The organism is Enterococcus sp. DIV1059_2, assembly GCF_051713685.1.
Classification (GTDB): domain Bacteria; phylum Bacillota; class Bacilli; order Lactobacillales; family Enterococcaceae; genus Enterococcus_D; species Enterococcus_D casseliflavus.
This window is the reverse complement of sequence record NZ_JBIOQK010000001.1, coordinates 2,778,619-2,793,459: the sequence shown is the minus strand read 5'-3', so window position 1 is coordinate 2,793,459 and position 14,841 is coordinate 2,778,619. Positions and strand designations below refer to the sequence as shown.

The window sequence follows — 14,841 nt, the reverse complement described above, 5'->3', positions numbered from 1 at the left end:
AAAGCTGAGGGTGCTAAATGATTGGAATCAGTGCGTGTCTAGGCGGTGCCCTTTGCCGCTACGATGGAAAACATCAAGCAGTACCACAATTGATCGAACTTGTTCGTGCGGGTCAAGCCATGATGGTCTGTCCAGAAGTTCTTGGCGGCTTGCCGATTCCACGTGAACCGGCCGAAATCGTCGGTGGCGATGGGGTGGATGTTTGGGCGCAACGAGCGAAGGTCGTCACCATTTCAGGAGAAGACGTGACGGAACAATTTACTAAAGGCGCGAAAATTGCTTATCAAAAATTACAAGAGCAAGGCATCACCCAACTGATCTTAAAAGAGAAAAGTCCCTCTTGTGGCAGTCAGACGATTTATGATGGCAATTTTTCTGGAATCAAAAAAACAGGGGTCGGTGTCGCTTGTGCCTATTTTCGACAACAAGGCATGACTGTTTTGTCCGATGTCGAATGGCTTGCAAAACAGGAGGAAGCAAATGGAAATTGAAAAGACCAATCGCATGAATGCGTTGTTTGAGTTTTATTCCACGTTATTGACGGAAAAACAGATGAATTACATGGAATTGTATTACGCAGATGATTTTTCTCTAGGAGAAATCGCTGAAGAGTATCAAGTTAGCCGTCAAGCAGTCTATGACAACATCAAACGCACCGAACGTATTTTAGAAGACTATGAAAAAAAACTACATATGTTTTCGGATTATATCATGCGGGAAGACTTGCTGGATCAGCTAAGCGAGTATACGAAAACCCACTATCCAAAAGACGAAACCTTACAGGGGTTTATTCAACAGCTCCAAGAAATTGAAGAATAAAGGAATGAAAAAAATGGCATTTGAAAGTTTAACTGAACGCCTCCAGCAGGCAATGAGCAAACTGCGCAGAAAAGGAAAAGTATCTGAAGCAGATGTAAAAGAAATGATGCGTGAGATTCGTCTAGCTTTATTAGAAGCCGACGTCAATCTGCAAGTTGTAAAAGAGTTTACCAAAAATGTCCGTGAACGGGCAGTGGGGGTAGAAGTATTAGAAAGCCTATCTCCAGCGCAACAAATCGTTAAGATCGTTGATGAAGAATTAACCAAAACATTAGGATCAGAAACAGCTGGGATCGAAAAATCACCGAAGATCCCAACGATCATCATGATGGCTGGTTTGCAAGGGGCAGGGAAAACCACTTTTGCTGGGAAATTAGCCAACCATTTGATCAAAACCGAAAACGCACGTCCATTAATGATCGCTGGTGACGTGTACCGTCCAGCTGCGATCGACCAGTTGAAAGTATTAGGGCAGCAATTGGATGTACCTGTTTTTGATATGGGAACTGATGTCAGTCCAGTTGAAATCGTCCGCCAAGGATTGGCTTTGGCTCGGGAAAAGAAAAATGACTACGTTTTGATCGATACGGCAGGTCGCTTGCATATCGATGAAAACTTGATGGAAGAGCTAAAACAAATCAAGGACTTGGCACAGCCAAATGAAATTTTACTGGTAGTGGATGCGATGACAGGACAAGATGCTGTCAACGTGGCGGAAAGCTTCAATCAACAACTGGGGATCACAGGGGTAGTCATCACCAAACTAGATGGCGATACTCGTGGCGGGGCGGCATTGTCGATTCGTCAAGTTACGGGCGCTCCAATCAAGTTCACTGGTACCGGTGAAAAATTGACCGACCTTGAAGTATTCCATCCAGATCGGATGTCTAGTCGGATTCTCGGTATGGGTGATATGCTGACTTTGATCGAAAAAGCACAGCAAGATTACGACGAGAAAAAAGCAGAAGAGCTTGCTCAAAAAATGAAGGAAAACTCCTTCGACTTCAATGACTTTGTCGAACAGATCGATCAAGTTATGGGCATGGGCCCAATTGAAGATCTCTTAAAAATGATTCCGGGAATGAGTCAAATGCCTGGTATCGAAAATGTCAAAGTTGATCCGAAACAAATTGCTCGACAAAAAGCCATGGTTTATTCTATGACACCAGCTGAACGGGAAAATCCTGATTTGTTAAATCCAAGCCGTCGCCGCCGTATTGCTGCTGGTTCTGGAAACAGTGTCGTCGAAGTCAACCGTATGATCAAACAATTCAAAGAATCTCGCAAAATGATGCAGCAAATGAGTAAAGGGAATATGAACATTCCTGGCATGGATCAAATGTTTGGCGGTGGGGTCAAAGGGAAACTTGGAAAAATGGCCATGAATCGCATGGTCAAGAAACAAAAGAAGAAAAAGAAAAAACGCAAATAATCGTTTAACACTGATAGGAACTGAGAACTGAACCTTATCTTCGTGTAATTAAAAAACATGATCTGAAAAGGCACCAAATCGAGAAGCTGTACCTGCTGATTCTAGCAACTGCAGCTCCTCAGATTGCCTTCTTCAGGTCATGCTTTTTTATGCTCACAGCGTCCTCTTTAAATGAACTTCTTCAAAGAACATCAAATAGAACATCTAAAGAACATCCTTTTTTATAGAGAAAGCCAGCTTTCTACCGAATATCTCAAATCGTCCAAGAGTCAAAAATAGCGATCAACTATCGTTGCGGACAACTCTAAGAATAGGATAGAAGCAGAACATTCGTGCTTTCTGTTAAATGGTGCTACTATTAATTTATAGCAAGTATGAAAGGAGTTTTTTACGTTGACAAACAAAGATCGCATTGAAGGAAAAGTAACCGAAACAAAAGGGAAACTTACAGGAGATGACTCCGAAGAATTAAAAGGCAAAACCCAAAATAAATATGGGAAAGCCAAAGATAAGGTTGAAGATTTTGCGGATGATGTTTCTCGTAAAGTAAATGACTTCTTTGACAAAAAAGACGACGACAAACCTAGACATTAAACTTAAAAGCATCCCTGCAACATGTTCTTGTTGCAGGGATGCTTTTTTATATTCCACTGATTTGTTTGTTTTTTCGTTTGTACCACCAATTCATCAGCGCTTTAGGATAGACAAGCAGCAAACTGATGAATAAGCAGGCAACCAGTAATAAACCGAGCCGAAGGGCGATGTTCCAAAGACTGACATCATACCCCTCATAAAGATTACGGTAAAAAATTTCTAGTGGGTAATAAGAAATCATGGATAAATAGAACCAAGTTCCCAAAGAAAGCAGCCAATAAACTGGTGCGCGCAATTTAGGGATCGTTATATAATCACCGTCATTTTCTAAAGAGATTTTCGAGAACACTTTTTCGGCAGCCAGAATCAGCAAGCCGCTCAAGCCGAGGTAAAGGAGCAGCAGCCACCAAGGGTAGACATATCCTTGCGGCCAATCGATCCAGGTTTGAAAAGGAATCAGAAAATCCCCATGACCAAGAAACACAAAACTAAAAAACTCGCGGGTACATTGGAAAAAGCTATACCCCATTGATCCTAGCGAAATAGTGAAGAAGACCGAGAGCACGCCAGTAAACAGATTTCCCAGCAAAACGCCTAACAAGAGACCTGCAGCAAATACCAGTAGATTCGTTGCCAAGGTACTAAGGGCAGAAAGCAGCACGTCTTGAAGCGGCACAGCGAGATAGCGAGCTGGGATCATCGTGTATTCGATCAGGATATGACCTAACAGACCCAACACTAAACAAGCGGTCAAGGGTAAGCCGATAAAAAGCAGTTTCTTGTGAAAGACGTGCTTTCTGCTAAAGGGTAAGGCAAATAAAAAGCGATTGAAATTGGTGCGGCCATCGACAAAAAAGGACAAGAAGCCCCAAATAAACAGGAAGACAATCACAAATTGATTCATGGTGGTCATATAAGGGTGATTGTAATAAATCTCATCAGGGGACTCATTGCTGATCGTCAATACCGCATCGCGGTACTCTGTTGCCGAATCAAAGTAAATCGGGGTTTCACCCTTGTAGCTTTTGACATAGTACTCTCGATTTTCGTTGAAATCTTTGATAAATTCTTCAGATGTCAAATAGCGTTCTTGCTGATGCCAGGCTTTTTGTGATTGCCAGCCATCACCAAGATACATTAAGAGTAAGACAAAACAAAAGCCGATCAGCAGCTTGCCGTAGCGTTCTTTAAATATATTGCTTAACATCGTTTTCCACCTCTATCCTTCCACTAATGCCTCTTGTCGTAAATTTGCTTCAAACAGATCTTCCAAGGTCAAGGGCAATTCTTCGAAAACCAAAGGGTCAAGCTGCTGGATCTCAGCCGCCAGCTCTTTTGTGTAATTGTCAAACAAAGCGGTCAAGACTCGACCTTGTTTTTGAATCAGCTTGGAGCGCTGCTTGATAAGGGGAGGAATCTGCTTGCTGCGAAAGACGAGTTGAAGTTTGCGAGATTGTTCGCGAATCGTTTCCAAACGGTAGTCTCCTTCAATCGTTTTCCCTTTGATCAACAAGGCACGATCAATAATATGCTCTAATTCATTTAGATTATGGGAAGCGATCAATGCGGTACGATTCGACTCACTGAGGCTTTCCAGCAATAGTCCAATCACTTTTTTACGGACGATCACATCAAGCCCATCAAAAGGTTCGTCTAACAGTAAGAACGTCGCATTTGAAGCGATCGCTAGAATCATCTTATAAAGACCTTGCATTCCTTTTGACATTCGCCGGTAAGAAAGCGTTAGCGGCAGACCATGGCTTTGCATCAATTCTAAATAAAGATTTTGATCAAAATTCGGATAAGCAAGCCGATAAAATTGATTGATTTTTTTTAACGAGTAGGCAGCCAGAAAGTTTTCTTTTTCATCGATATAAAAAAGCTGTTCTTTTAATTCCGGGTGCTGATCCAGGCGTTGGTTATCGATCGAAATCTCGCCATCATCTAGTAAATAATGTCCAGCGACCGTCCGAAACAACGTGGTTTTCCCAGAACCATTGCGGCCGATCAATCCTACGAGCTCTCCTTTTTCCAAAGAGAAGTTCACGTTTTCTAAGATAATTGTTTGCTCCATTTTCTTGGTCACATGTTCGATCTTCACTGTGGATCGCCTCCTAACTCTTGTTCAAAGCCATTCATCCAATCGCTCAGCTCACGCATGCTGATCTGTAAATGGCGTGCTTCGATCACCAATTCTTTCAAGCGTTCTTTCACTTGTGAGATCCGAATCTCATCGCGTGGCAGATCCTCAGTAACTTTCACAAAGGTGCCTTTTCCTTTGATGGTGACAAGCACTTGCTCATTTTCCAATACTTTGTAGGCTTTGCTGACGGTATTTGGATTCATCAACAGGTGTTTGGCCATTTCACGAACCGAAGGCACTTGGTCTCCAGCGGTTAGAACACCGTTCAGAATATCTTCTTTGATACTTAAAACCAATTGCTCATAGTAAGGTTTGCTGCTGGCTTTGTTAATGCGAACCACAAAATCAGCTCCTTTCATTTATGTGTACTAGTATACGTAGTACACTAGTGGAAGTAAAGTCTTTTATGATAAAATAAACAAAAAGGAGCTGATGAGGACAATGGAACGATGTGAGTGGGCCAACAGTACACCAGCGATGCAGGAGTATCATGATACAATCTGGGGGAAACCTGAGTATGAGGATCAGCAGTTGTTTCGAAAATTGGTGTTAGATATGAATCAAGCAGGGTTGAGCTGGCAAACGATTTTAAATAAAATGGCGAATTTTGATGCGGCGTATGATCAGTTTGAAATCACCAAAGTAGCGAACTATACGGAAGAAAAAGTGGAAGAACTGATGATGAATCCAGGAATCATCCGCAATCGGCGAAAGATTGAAGCGGCGATCAGCAATGCCCAAGAAGTTTTAAAAATCCAGCAAGAATATGGTAGTTTCTCCGCATTCTTGTGGCGATATGTCGATCATCAGCCGATCATTAATGAATTTGAGCAGCAATCCGATGTACCGACCCATTCGGAAATCTCTGATCAGCTAGCGAAAGATTTGAAAAAGCGAGGGTTTAAATTTGTCGGAACGACCATTATTTACGCCTTTATGGAAGCTGTCGGCATGGTCAACGACCATTTAGTCACTTGTGTTTGTCGAACATCAGCAGCAAACAAAGAATAAAGGAGCGAGCATAATGGGAAAAGTGATATTCTATGGTGCGATCAGCCTCGATGGCTATTTAGCAGGTCTGAAGGATCAACTGGACTGGCTGTTTCAAACCGATACCGGTGTCGCCACGACTTATGAAGCATTTTTTGCAACCATCGATGCGACAGTGATGGGGAGAAAGACCTATCAAGAAGCAAAAAAACTTATGGATGGTGGACTGTTGTATCCCGAAACGACAAACTATGTTTTTTCCCGAACACAAAAAGAACCGTTGCCAGATGCAACGCTAGTGTCAACGGATCCAGTGGCCTTTGTTTCAGCATTAAAACAAGAGGAAAACGTATGGGTAGTAGGGGGAGGTTCCTTATTAAAACCATTGCTGGAAGCTGATTTGATCGATGAATGGTTTATTCAAATCGCGCCGGTATTTTTAGGAGAAGGCAAGCGACTGTTTGAACCGGGGGATTACTCGAGACGCTTGACGTTTGTTGAAACAAAACAGATGGGGGAACTGACAGAACTCCATTTTGTCCGAAAGTCTGTGTCAGGCAGCGAGTAAAAAGCGCAAACGATTATTCTTCACAGTAAAAAAGACCAAGAAACTCAGTGCCGAGTTTCTTGGTCTTTTTGTATGGAATCTTCATTAGTTGAATCGTTGAAAGAATTCAATATATTTTGCAAGGATCGTTTCGAAAAAGCTTACTGTATCTGGGTTGATTTCATTGTTTTCATCGATCAAGTTTGTGATACCGCCAATGTAGGCTTCTGGTTGTTGCAGAGTAGGCATATCCAAAAAGACTAATGATTGACGCAAGTGATGGTTCGCACCAAATCCAGCGATCGCTCCTGGAGAAACGCTGACGACTAAGGCTGGTTTGCCACCCCAACTGCTCGCACCGTAAGGACGAGAACCAACGTCTAAAGCATTTTTCAAGACTGCAGGAACAGAGCGGTTGTATTCTGGTGTAAAGAAGAAGACCCCATCAACGGCGCTTAATGCTTCACGAAATGCTGTCCATTCAGCAGGAACTTTTCCTTCAACTTCCAAATCTTCATTGTAAAAAGGCAAGTTGCCGATCTCGATGAAAGATGCTTCAAAACCTTCTGGTAATAGTGATGCGAATTTTTTCGCTACAAGTTTATTGTAAGAACCTTCCCGCAAGCTGCCGACGATAAAACCGATTTTTTTTGTCATGTAAAATTCCTCCTTGTTGTTTTCTACTCATTTAGCTTACCAAAAGTAAGTGAATGGTGCAAATAAAACGATTTGACCTTAAAAAGCTTTCTCTAATATTCATGATACGCGTCCAGATTCATTCTGGCAAAAGATAACCATGCCGAAAAAACAGGAAAGAAAAACTTTTTTCAGCTGTAAAGAAAAAACTCTTTACACCATCAGAAAAACCTGTTAAACTAGCTCTTGTGATTAAATCAATGGAGGTGTAAATAATGGCAGTAAAAATTCGTTTAAAACGCATGGGTTCTAAAAAGAAACCTTTTTACCGTATCGTCGTAGCAGATTCACGTTCTCCTCGTGACGGACGTTTCATCGAAACAGTTGGTACTTACAATCCTTTACTAGACCCAGCTGAAGTAACAATCAAAGAAGATCTAGTTCTTGATTGGTTATCTAAAGGTGCGCAACCTTCAGATACAGTTCGTAACATCCTTTCTAAAGAAGGCGTTATGAAAAAACACCACGAAGCAAAATTCACTAAGAAATAAGGTGACTTTGGATGAAAGATTTGCAAGAATTAGTCTTAACGATCGTTTCACCACTTGTTACCAAACCTGAGGATATCAAGCTTGAGCTGGTAGAGTCAGATGATTTCTTGGAATATAATCTTACTGTGGCACCAGAAGATATTGGTCGTATCATCGGTAAACAAGGTCGGGTTGCCAAAGCAATTCGAACGATCGTTTACAGTGTACGGACAAATGGACCGAAAAAAGTTCGTTTGAATATCATTGATGGTAAATAAGCAAGAGTGTAAAGCATTTCTCTTTGAGAAATGCTTTTTTTGTAAAATTCATGCTTAAGATGGAGGACAAAAAAGGATGGTTTTGAGATAATCAAAAATGAGGAGGTGCTTGTATGTCTCAACTAATCGCATGGATCGTCGTTCTTTTGATTCTCGTCTTTATTTATAAAATCGGTTCTTTTCTTTGGCGAACGCTAGGGGTCTTGCTACTACTTTTTTTGATTTGGGTCTATCGTGAGGAGATCATGACCCAACTGAACCAATGGACACAAAACTTTCGTTGGGGCGACCTATCGACGATCGCCAATCAAGTTTGGCAATGGATCAAGGACGGCTTCCAATCACTGCAAAATTGGGTCACTAATCTTTAAAAAATCGACAAAAAAATGACAGACAATCTGACTTGTTTGTCATTTTTTTTATTGAGGGGTATCCTTTGTATAAGGAGGGGAACATCATGAAAAAAGAACTAGGATTATTTGTTACGCTGCTAGCGATCGGAACCTTGGCTGGCTGTAATAATCAAAAAGACCAAGAAACCAGTCAAGCCAGTACAGCTGAAACAACAGCAACGACTATGGTGGAAAGTACCCAAACACAAAAAAGTAGTCAATCAGAAACCAGTCAATCAACTGCATCGACTAGTCAGGGGGGGTCTGAGGATTCTTCAAATACGAGTAGCACCACAGACATCTATAGCCAAATACAAGCGGTATTCCCTGATCTTGTCTTGCCAAAGGACGTTCCGCTTGCTTCGGGTAAAGTGTTGAATGCGGCCACAGCTGGCAGTCAATCCGATGCCTCGATTCTTTATTATGGACTTGATCAGCAATTGTCTCTCAATGACAAGGCTTTGAACGAGGAAACACCGCTTGCTGCTTTTCAATCAAAAGAGTATCAATCAGCGGATGAAGCGGCTGCAGCGGTCAATGTAACAGCGGATGATGGCGGACAAGCCGTCGATCTCGGATATGGGATTACTGGGCATATGCAAGGAGCTGCTGGCTCCAGTTATTTAAGTTGGCAAGAAGGAAATTGGTCATTGACTGTTCGAGCAGTCAACCAAGAGGAACAAGATCCTGTGCCGGTTGCCAAAGAAGTGGTAGCGTATCTAGAAGAAGCCATGCTTCCAGCGCCTGAGGTCGGTCAAATCACCATTGATATGGGAAAAAATGACCATACAGCAACTACCGTGGTCTGGCAACAAGAAAAGATGCTTCGAACGGTGCAACATCAAGATGCACGTTCAGCTTTGGAAATGGCCGTTTCAATGAATCAATAAGTTTCAGATTAGGACATTGCCCCTTTGATCAAGCGTCGAAGGGGTGTTTTTCGCGCGATGATTTTGAGGAAAAAAGAGGGCGCTAGGAAACGGCTAGAATTCGCTACTTTGCTATGCTAAAATAGAACAGAAGTTAGAAGAAATGGGGAACGAACGTGACAGAATATTTAAACGTAGGGAAAATCGTCAATACACATGGGATCCGTGGAGAAGTACGAGTGATATCACAAACGGATTTTCCAGAAGAACGCTACCGTAAAGGGGCTGAATTGACACTTTTTCGTGAAAATAAAGAGCCATTACCATTGATTGTTTCAGGTCATCGCAAACATAAAAATTTTGATTTGTTAACGTTTGAGGGCTATCCCAACATCAACGACGTTGAACCGTTTCGTAACGGCATTTTAAAAGTTACCAAGGATGATTTGGTGGATCTAGCAGAAAATGAGTTTTACTACCATGAAATTATTGGTCTGGAAGTCGTCGAAGAAGATGGCACAGTCATTGGTAAAGTCAAAGAGATCCTTTCACCAGGCGCCAATGATGTTTGGGTGGTACAGCGAAAAGGGAAGAAGGATGCCTTGATTCCTTATATCGAATCTGTTGTTCATACCATCGATCTTGAAAATGGTCAGGTCATCGTTGAGATCCCAGAAGGGTTGTTAGACGATGAGAATTGATGTGTTGACACTATTTCCGCGAATGTTTGAAGGGCCTCTTGGAGAATCGATCATCGGTAAAGCACGGGAAAAGGGATTATTAGAAATCAATGTCTCTAATTTCCGTGATTATTCTGACAACAAACATCAAACAGTGGATGACTATCCTTATGGTGGCGGAGCAGGAATGTTATTAAAAGTCCAACCTGTCTATGACAATATCAAAGCGATCGAAGAAGCAACACCAGAAACGAAAAAGCGGGTGATCCTGTTAGACCCAGCGGGAAAACCCTTTGATCAAAAGATGGCGGAAGAATTTTCTACCGAAGAGCACCTTGTTTTTATTTGCGGTCACTATGAAGGCTATGATGAACGAATCCGTTCATTGGTCACGGATGAAGTGTCACTGGGGGATTACGTCTTGACTGGCGGCGAATTGGGGGCAATGGTCATGATCGATGCGACGGTCAGGCTATTACCAGAAGTTTTAGGCAATCAAACCTCCGCACAAACCGATTCTCATTCCACTGGTTTATTAGAACATCCGCAATATACACGCCCGGCAGAGTTTAAAGGCATGAAAGTGCCGGACGTTTTGATGAATGGCAATCATAAATTGATCGAGCAGTGGCAATTAAAAGAATCATTGCGCCGAACGTATCAGCGACGTCCAGATATGCTGGAAACTTATCCGCTGACCGCTGAAATGCAGAAGCTTTTAAAAGAAATTGAAGACGAAGCGAAGACTGGCAAGTAAAATAGTGCCAGTTTTTTTGATATTCTGCGCCATGACAAGAAAATTCTCTTTACAGCCTATGGTCGACTGTGGTAAGATATTTCAGTGAGTGTAAACTCAACTATTACGATGTTCCGCTGGAGCTTTCATGCTTTAAGAATGTTTGGGAATAAGGAGAATGATAAACATGAATCCATTGATTCAAGAACTAACTCAAGAACAATTACGTACTGACATCCCAGCTTTCCGTCCTGGGGACACTGTTCGCGTTCACGCGAAAGTTGTCGAAGGAACTCGCGAACGTATCCAGTTATTTGAAGGTGTTGTCATCAAACGCCGCGGTGCTGGTATCAGCGAAACTTATACAGTTCGTAAAGTATCAAACGGTGTAGGTGTTGAACGTACCTTCCCATTGCACACACCACGTGTTGCACAAATCGAAGTTGTTCGTTACGGTAAAGTACGTCGTGCAAAATTGTACTACTTGCGTGCATTACACGGAAAAGCAGCTCGTATCAAAGAAATTCGTCGTTAATCATTTATTATCAGATGAAGCAAAAGCCCTTGATTTCAAGGGCTTTTTTCTTTTGTTCGGCGTTATGTTCTATCATTTTAAAGTTCTAGAATTGATTAATTGTGGAAAAAGGGTAGGCTGTTACAGTGTTTTCTTTCTTCATGGATAAAAAGACAAAGTACTGGTTATAGTACTTTGTCTATCGAGAGGCTGTCCATTGTTCGGACGAGCGTTTTTTAATTAGCTTTGTCTATTCATCCCTTGAAACAACAACCATAGATTTGATCGTTTTTCGTTCCTGCATATCGGCATAGGCTTGGTTGATATCATCTAAATCATAGGTTTGGGTGAAAACGCGGCCTGGATTGATAGTACCATCAAGCACCGCTTTTAACAGGATTTCCTTATCATATGTTGTGACCGATGCAGATCCTCCCGCAATGGAAATGTTTTGAGCAAAAGTGGAACCGATTGGTCGATTGTCATAGTGAGGTACGCCGACATAACCTACACGACCACCATTATGCAATACACCAAGGGCTTGTGTAATGGCAGCTTCTGTACCAACACATTCAAGAGCAGCATCCGCGCCTCCACCAAGGATCTCGCGTACCTTCGCGATTCCCTCTTCACCACGCTCAGCCACAACAGCTGTAGCACCTGATTGAAGAGCCATTTCTTGTCGATCTTTATGACGGCTCATTAAAATAATTTGGGAAGCCCCACGCATTTTTGCCGCGATGACAGCACATTGTCCTACGGCACCATCGCCAATCACGACGACTTTATCCCCTTTTTCTACATGTGCACAACGTGCCGCATGATATCCTGTGGGCATAACATCTGCCAAAGTTAAAAGAGACTTGATCATACCTTCCGTATAATCAGCTGGCTGACCTGGAACTTTTACAAGGGCCCAGTTGCCGTAATGGAAGTTGATATACTCAGATTGGAAACCGTTAGACCAATTCGTTGTACCTTGATGACGGTCGCATGTGCCATCAAAGCCGGCACGGCAAGCATCACATTCACCACAACCATGGGTGAAGGGGACGATGACAAAATCTCCAGGTTTCACAGTCGTAATGTCTGGACCGATTTCTTCAACGATGCCTAATGCCTCATGACCATCATTAACTGAATGAGGTTCTTTACTATCGCCATGGGCATACGACCAAAGATCAGAACCGCAAACACATGCTCGGACAACTTTAATAATAACATCATCGGCTGCTTGTAAAGTTGGCTTTTTTACTTCCTCCACTTTAACTAATCCTGCTTTTTCAAAAATTGCTGCTCTCATATAAATCCTTCTTTCTTAAGTTAGTATTGTTAGTATAAATGCTGAAGTTAACTTTAGGTCAAGAAAAAGACACATCAAGAAATGACGTTCTCTAAAAATTTATATCAACAAATTCGTTACATCCTGATTTATGGCAGAGGTTAAGAAAGAATTTCTTCTTTTTTGTCGTTACTTCAATTGAACCATCAGTGAATCAGCATGGATAACTCTAAAGGGCACTTGAACCATGAAATTTGAACAAAAAAAGGAGGACTCGAAAATGATAAACGATTTTCGAGTCCTTCTTTTTTCTTGAGAGGAGAACCTAGCTTTTTATAGCTCAGATTCTTAGGTGATTTATTTAGTTCTTTTTTGAAAATTTTTATGACTATAAAAGTAATTATGGTCGATTCGGTCAATTCTACGGATGAAAAGAACGAATGACTGAATAAAGAAAGGATAGCAAATAGACAGGAAGAAAAAGGAAAATGAGACGTCTATTATTATGTCATTTGATAATGGTGTTGACATATGACAAAATAGATGGCAAAATACAGATGTAATAGCAAATGACAAATATCTTGTCGTTTGACAAAAAGGAGGAAGAAGCAATGACGCTTTATACAAAGTTGTTACATCGTGAAAAAGAAGGAAACCCGATCAAGGTAGGTGTGATTGGGGCAGGACAAATGGGCTTTGGTATGATTTCACAAATTTCAACGATTCCTGGAATGATCGTCAGTGGGATAAGCGATATCAATTTAGAAGCTGCCAATCGTGCAGCTGCTGCTTACAATGCGACAGCCCATGAGAAGATCGACATTTTGATCAGCCAAGATTTTAAAGATATTATTCATTCCGATAAAGTTGAGATAATCGTTGACGCAACCGGTGTCCCAGAGGCAGGTGCACAAATTTCTCTTGAATCACTAATGGCGAAAAAGCATCTTGTACTTTTGAATGTTGAAATCGATATTACGATCGGACCGCTGATGAATAAGCTATATGGAGCAACCGACTTGATTTATACTGGATCAGATGGTGATGAGCCAGCGGCTACGATGCAGATGTATGAATTTGCTAAAAGTATGGGGATGGAAGTGTTAGTCGCTGGTAAAGGAAAAAATAATCAATTGATGGTCCATGCCAATCCAGATACGGCAGCTGCAAAAGCCAAAGCCCAAAAAATGAGCCCGAAAATTCTAGCGTCATTTCAAGATGGAACAAAGACGATGGGAGAAATGAACTTGCTCTCTAATGCAATCGGGTTTGTCCCTGACGTTGTTGGCATGCATGGCATCAGTGCTGATTTAGATGGAACGCTCGAACAACTGACGACCAAAGAAAACGGTGGGATATTAAATAAATTTGGTGTGGTGGAATATGTTGACGGAATTGCCCCGGGTATCTTTTGTATAGTGAAAGGGCAAAACGAAGGCGTTAGTCATGAATTAGATTACCTGATGAAAAAAGGCGAGCGTGATCATCATCTTCTCTATCGGCCGTTTCATCTATGCTCATTAGAAACACCAATTACGATTGCAAGAGCTGTACTAGAGCAAGATACAGCAATCGTACCTATGGGAGCACCTGTTTCAGAAACTGTTTGTGTGACGAAAAAAGCCATCAAAGCGGGTGAGCGAATCGATGGAATCGGCGGCTTTTGCGTAAGAGGTGTCCTTGAGACCCATGAAGACATGAAAAGAAATAGTCACATTCCGATTGGGTTGATTGCTGGCGCAGTTGCCAAGCGTCCAATCAAAGAAGGCGCCTTTTTAACGGTGGATGATGTGGAATTAGATGAATCAACGACTGTATATAAATTACGCAAATTGCAAGACGAAACATTTGATTAAACAGTAGTTAGCTTCTCCTTTAACCGCTGATCCAGATAAGGTAAGTAGGAATAAAATAACCGTTAGCTTGTATCGAACATAGGAATCAATTACACTAAAAAGATATCAATATCACATACTTACAAAAAACGTGGTAGTTAAAGGAGAGGTTATTTATGCAAGGAATTGTGGTGTTAGGAACACTTATCGTCGTTTTACAAGGAATATTTAGTTTGTTTCAAATTCGGTATTATCAGCGCTTTGTGAAACAATTAATCCAACGCTATAAAAATAAAAGTGGGTATCAATTAAATACAGAAGTGGCCAAAAATTGGTATTCATCGGTGGTATTAGTCGTAGTAACAAATACACAGGGAAGGATCATTGAGGCGTATACGTATTCTGGCTTGACGATTTTTTCTCGTTTTACATCTTGTGAGGCATTAGTTGGTGAACAAACCTCTCAAGAGTTATTGAAGGAATGGCAAGCGAAAAAATCGTGTTTGCACCAAAAAGCGATTTTGTCCTTTTTAGACAAAAAAATGAAACCGATTACTTGATTTT

At 41.6% G+C, this 14,841-nt stretch carries 20 protein-coding genes; 15 read left to right on the top strand and 5 right to left on the bottom strand.

What is annotated here, in order from left to right; genetic code table 11:
• The first annotated feature begins 17 nt into the window (after nucleotides 1-17).
• From IGI72_RS13280 to IGI72_RS13265, 4 genes are all read left to right on the top strand, one after another.
• Complete coding sequence (locus tag IGI72_RS13280) at nucleotides 18-491, top strand: DUF523 domain-containing protein (protein WP_016608717.1); 474 nt, start codon at nucleotides 18-20, stop codon at nucleotides 489-491.
• Nucleotides 481-819: a putative DNA-binding protein gene (locus IGI72_RS13275; protein ID WP_005228897.1), complete on the top strand. Its 339-nt coding sequence runs from the start codon at nucleotides 481-483 to the stop codon at nucleotides 817-819. Before IGI72_RS13280 ends, IGI72_RS13275 begins: the two co-directional genes overlap by 11 nt.
• 13 nt (nucleotides 820-832) lie before the next feature.
• Nucleotides 833-2,251, top strand: a complete 1,419-nt coding sequence (ffh, locus tag IGI72_RS13270) for a signal recognition particle protein (protein ID WP_438754553.1) — start codon at nucleotides 833-835, stop codon at nucleotides 2,249-2,251.
• Between the two features lie 393 nt (nucleotides 2,252-2,644).
• Nucleotides 2,645-2,845 (top strand): CsbD family protein, encoded by a 201-nt coding sequence (locus tag IGI72_RS13265; RefSeq protein WP_005228904.1) that lies wholly within the window; start codon nucleotides 2,645-2,647, stop codon nucleotides 2,843-2,845.
• 46 nt (nucleotides 2,846-2,891) lie between these two features.
• On the opposite strand, the gene IGI72_RS13260 is transcribed toward IGI72_RS13265, so the two are convergent.
• The 3 genes from IGI72_RS13260 to IGI72_RS13250 are packed head-to-tail and all read right to left on the bottom strand — an operon-like array spanning nucleotide 2,892 to nucleotide 5,329.
• Entirely contained in the window at nucleotides 2,892-4,052 is a 1,161-nt protein-coding gene (locus IGI72_RS13260; protein WP_438754551.1) for an ABC transporter permease, read from the bottom strand.
• Nucleotides 4,053-4,064: 12 nt separating this feature from the next.
• Nucleotides 4,065-4,946 carry an ATP-binding cassette domain-containing protein gene (locus IGI72_RS13255; RefSeq protein ID WP_015510136.1) on the bottom strand — a complete coding sequence of 294 codons (882 nt, stop codon included), beginning with the start codon at nucleotides 4,944-4,946 and terminating at the stop codon, nucleotides 4,065-4,067.
• Nucleotides 4,943-5,329: a GntR family transcriptional regulator gene (locus IGI72_RS13250; protein ID WP_438754548.1), complete on the bottom strand. Its 387-nt coding sequence runs from the start codon at nucleotides 5,327-5,329 to the stop codon at nucleotides 4,943-4,945. The genes IGI72_RS13255 and IGI72_RS13250 overlap by 4 nt, the downstream gene beginning before the upstream one ends.
• Before the next feature lie 100 nt (nucleotides 5,330-5,429).
• On the opposite strand from IGI72_RS13250, the gene IGI72_RS13245 reads away from it, so the two are divergent.
• Together IGI72_RS13245 and IGI72_RS13240 are read left to right on the top strand one after the other, a co-directional pair.
• A complete protein-coding gene (locus IGI72_RS13245) occupies nucleotides 5,430-5,999 on the top strand; it encodes a DNA-3-methyladenine glycosylase I (RefSeq protein WP_034869182.1) in 570 nt (189 codons plus the stop codon).
• A 13-nt stretch (nucleotides 6,000-6,012) separates the two neighbouring features.
• Nucleotides 6,013-6,546 carry a dihydrofolate reductase family protein gene (locus IGI72_RS13240; RefSeq protein ID WP_005228914.1) on the top strand — a complete coding sequence of 178 codons (534 nt, stop codon included), beginning with the start codon at nucleotides 6,013-6,015 and terminating at the stop codon, nucleotides 6,544-6,546.
• 84 nt (nucleotides 6,547-6,630) lie between these two features.
• Here IGI72_RS13240 and IGI72_RS13235 read toward each other — a convergent pair whose 3' ends face one another.
• The gene (locus IGI72_RS13235) at nucleotides 6,631-7,182 is read right to left on the bottom strand and encodes an NADPH-dependent FMN reductase (RefSeq protein WP_195960886.1); all 552 of its coding nucleotides are present in this window, start codon (nucleotides 7,180-7,182) and stop codon (nucleotides 6,631-6,633) included.
• A 254-nt stretch (nucleotides 7,183-7,436) separates the two neighbouring features.
• On the opposite strand from IGI72_RS13235, the gene rpsP reads away from it, so the two are divergent.
• The 7 genes from rpsP to rplS all read left to right on the top strand — a co-directional run bounded on the left by rpsP (nucleotide 7,437) and on the right by rplS (nucleotide 11,181).
• Nucleotides 7,437-7,712, top strand: coding sequence for a 30S ribosomal protein S16 (gene rpsP, locus IGI72_RS13230; RefSeq protein ID WP_005228917.1), 276 nt, complete (start codon nucleotides 7,437-7,439; stop codon nucleotides 7,710-7,712).
• Between the two features lie 11 nt (nucleotides 7,713-7,723).
• Nucleotides 7,724-7,969, top strand: a complete 246-nt coding sequence (locus tag IGI72_RS13225; RefSeq protein ID WP_005228918.1) for a KH domain-containing protein — start codon at nucleotides 7,724-7,726, stop codon at nucleotides 7,967-7,969.
• A gap of 113 nt (nucleotides 7,970-8,082) precedes the next feature.
• Nucleotides 8,083-8,340 (top strand): hypothetical protein, encoded by a 258-nt coding sequence (locus IGI72_RS13220; protein WP_074933521.1) that lies wholly within the window; start codon nucleotides 8,083-8,085, stop codon nucleotides 8,338-8,340.
• Nucleotides 8,341-8,426: 86 nt separating this feature from the next.
• Nucleotides 8,427-9,251 (top strand): hypothetical protein, encoded by an 825-nt coding sequence (locus tag IGI72_RS13215; protein ID WP_159160857.1) that lies wholly within the window; start codon nucleotides 8,427-8,429, stop codon nucleotides 9,249-9,251.
• Between the two features lie 155 nt (nucleotides 9,252-9,406).
• Entirely contained in the window at nucleotides 9,407-9,931 is a 525-nt protein-coding gene (gene rimM, locus IGI72_RS13210; RefSeq protein WP_010749728.1) for a ribosome maturation factor RimM, read from the top strand.
• Entirely contained in the window at nucleotides 9,921-10,667 is a 747-nt protein-coding gene (gene trmD, locus IGI72_RS13205; protein WP_438754545.1) for a tRNA (guanosine(37)-N1)-methyltransferase TrmD, read from the top strand. Before rimM ends, trmD begins: the two co-directional genes overlap by 11 nt.
• A 166-nt stretch (nucleotides 10,668-10,833) precedes the next feature.
• The gene (gene rplS, locus IGI72_RS13200) at nucleotides 10,834-11,181 is read left to right on the top strand and encodes a 50S ribosomal protein L19 (protein WP_002357176.1); all 348 of its coding nucleotides are present in this window, start codon (nucleotides 10,834-10,836) and stop codon (nucleotides 11,179-11,181) included.
• Between the two features lie 229 nt (nucleotides 11,182-11,410).
• On the opposite strand, the gene IGI72_RS13195 is transcribed toward rplS, so the two are convergent.
• Complete coding sequence (locus tag IGI72_RS13195; RefSeq protein WP_074536033.1) at nucleotides 11,411-12,463, bottom strand: zinc-binding dehydrogenase; 1,053 nt, start codon at nucleotides 12,461-12,463, stop codon at nucleotides 11,411-11,413.
• Nucleotides 12,464-13,053: 590 nt separating this feature from the next.
• Between IGI72_RS13195 and IGI72_RS13190 the strand changes: the two genes are divergently transcribed.
• Nucleotides 13,054-14,298, top strand: a complete 1,245-nt coding sequence (locus tag IGI72_RS13190; protein WP_438754543.1) for an NAD(P)H-dependent oxidoreductase — start codon at nucleotides 13,054-13,056, stop codon at nucleotides 14,296-14,298.
• Nucleotides 14,299-14,453: 155 nt separating this feature from the next.
• Nucleotides 14,454-14,837 carry a transcriptional regulator GutM gene (locus tag IGI72_RS13185; protein ID WP_220427099.1) on the top strand — a complete coding sequence of 128 codons (384 nt, stop codon included), beginning with the start codon at nucleotides 14,454-14,456 and terminating at the stop codon, nucleotides 14,835-14,837.
• Nucleotides 14,838-14,841: the final 4 nt, after the last annotated feature.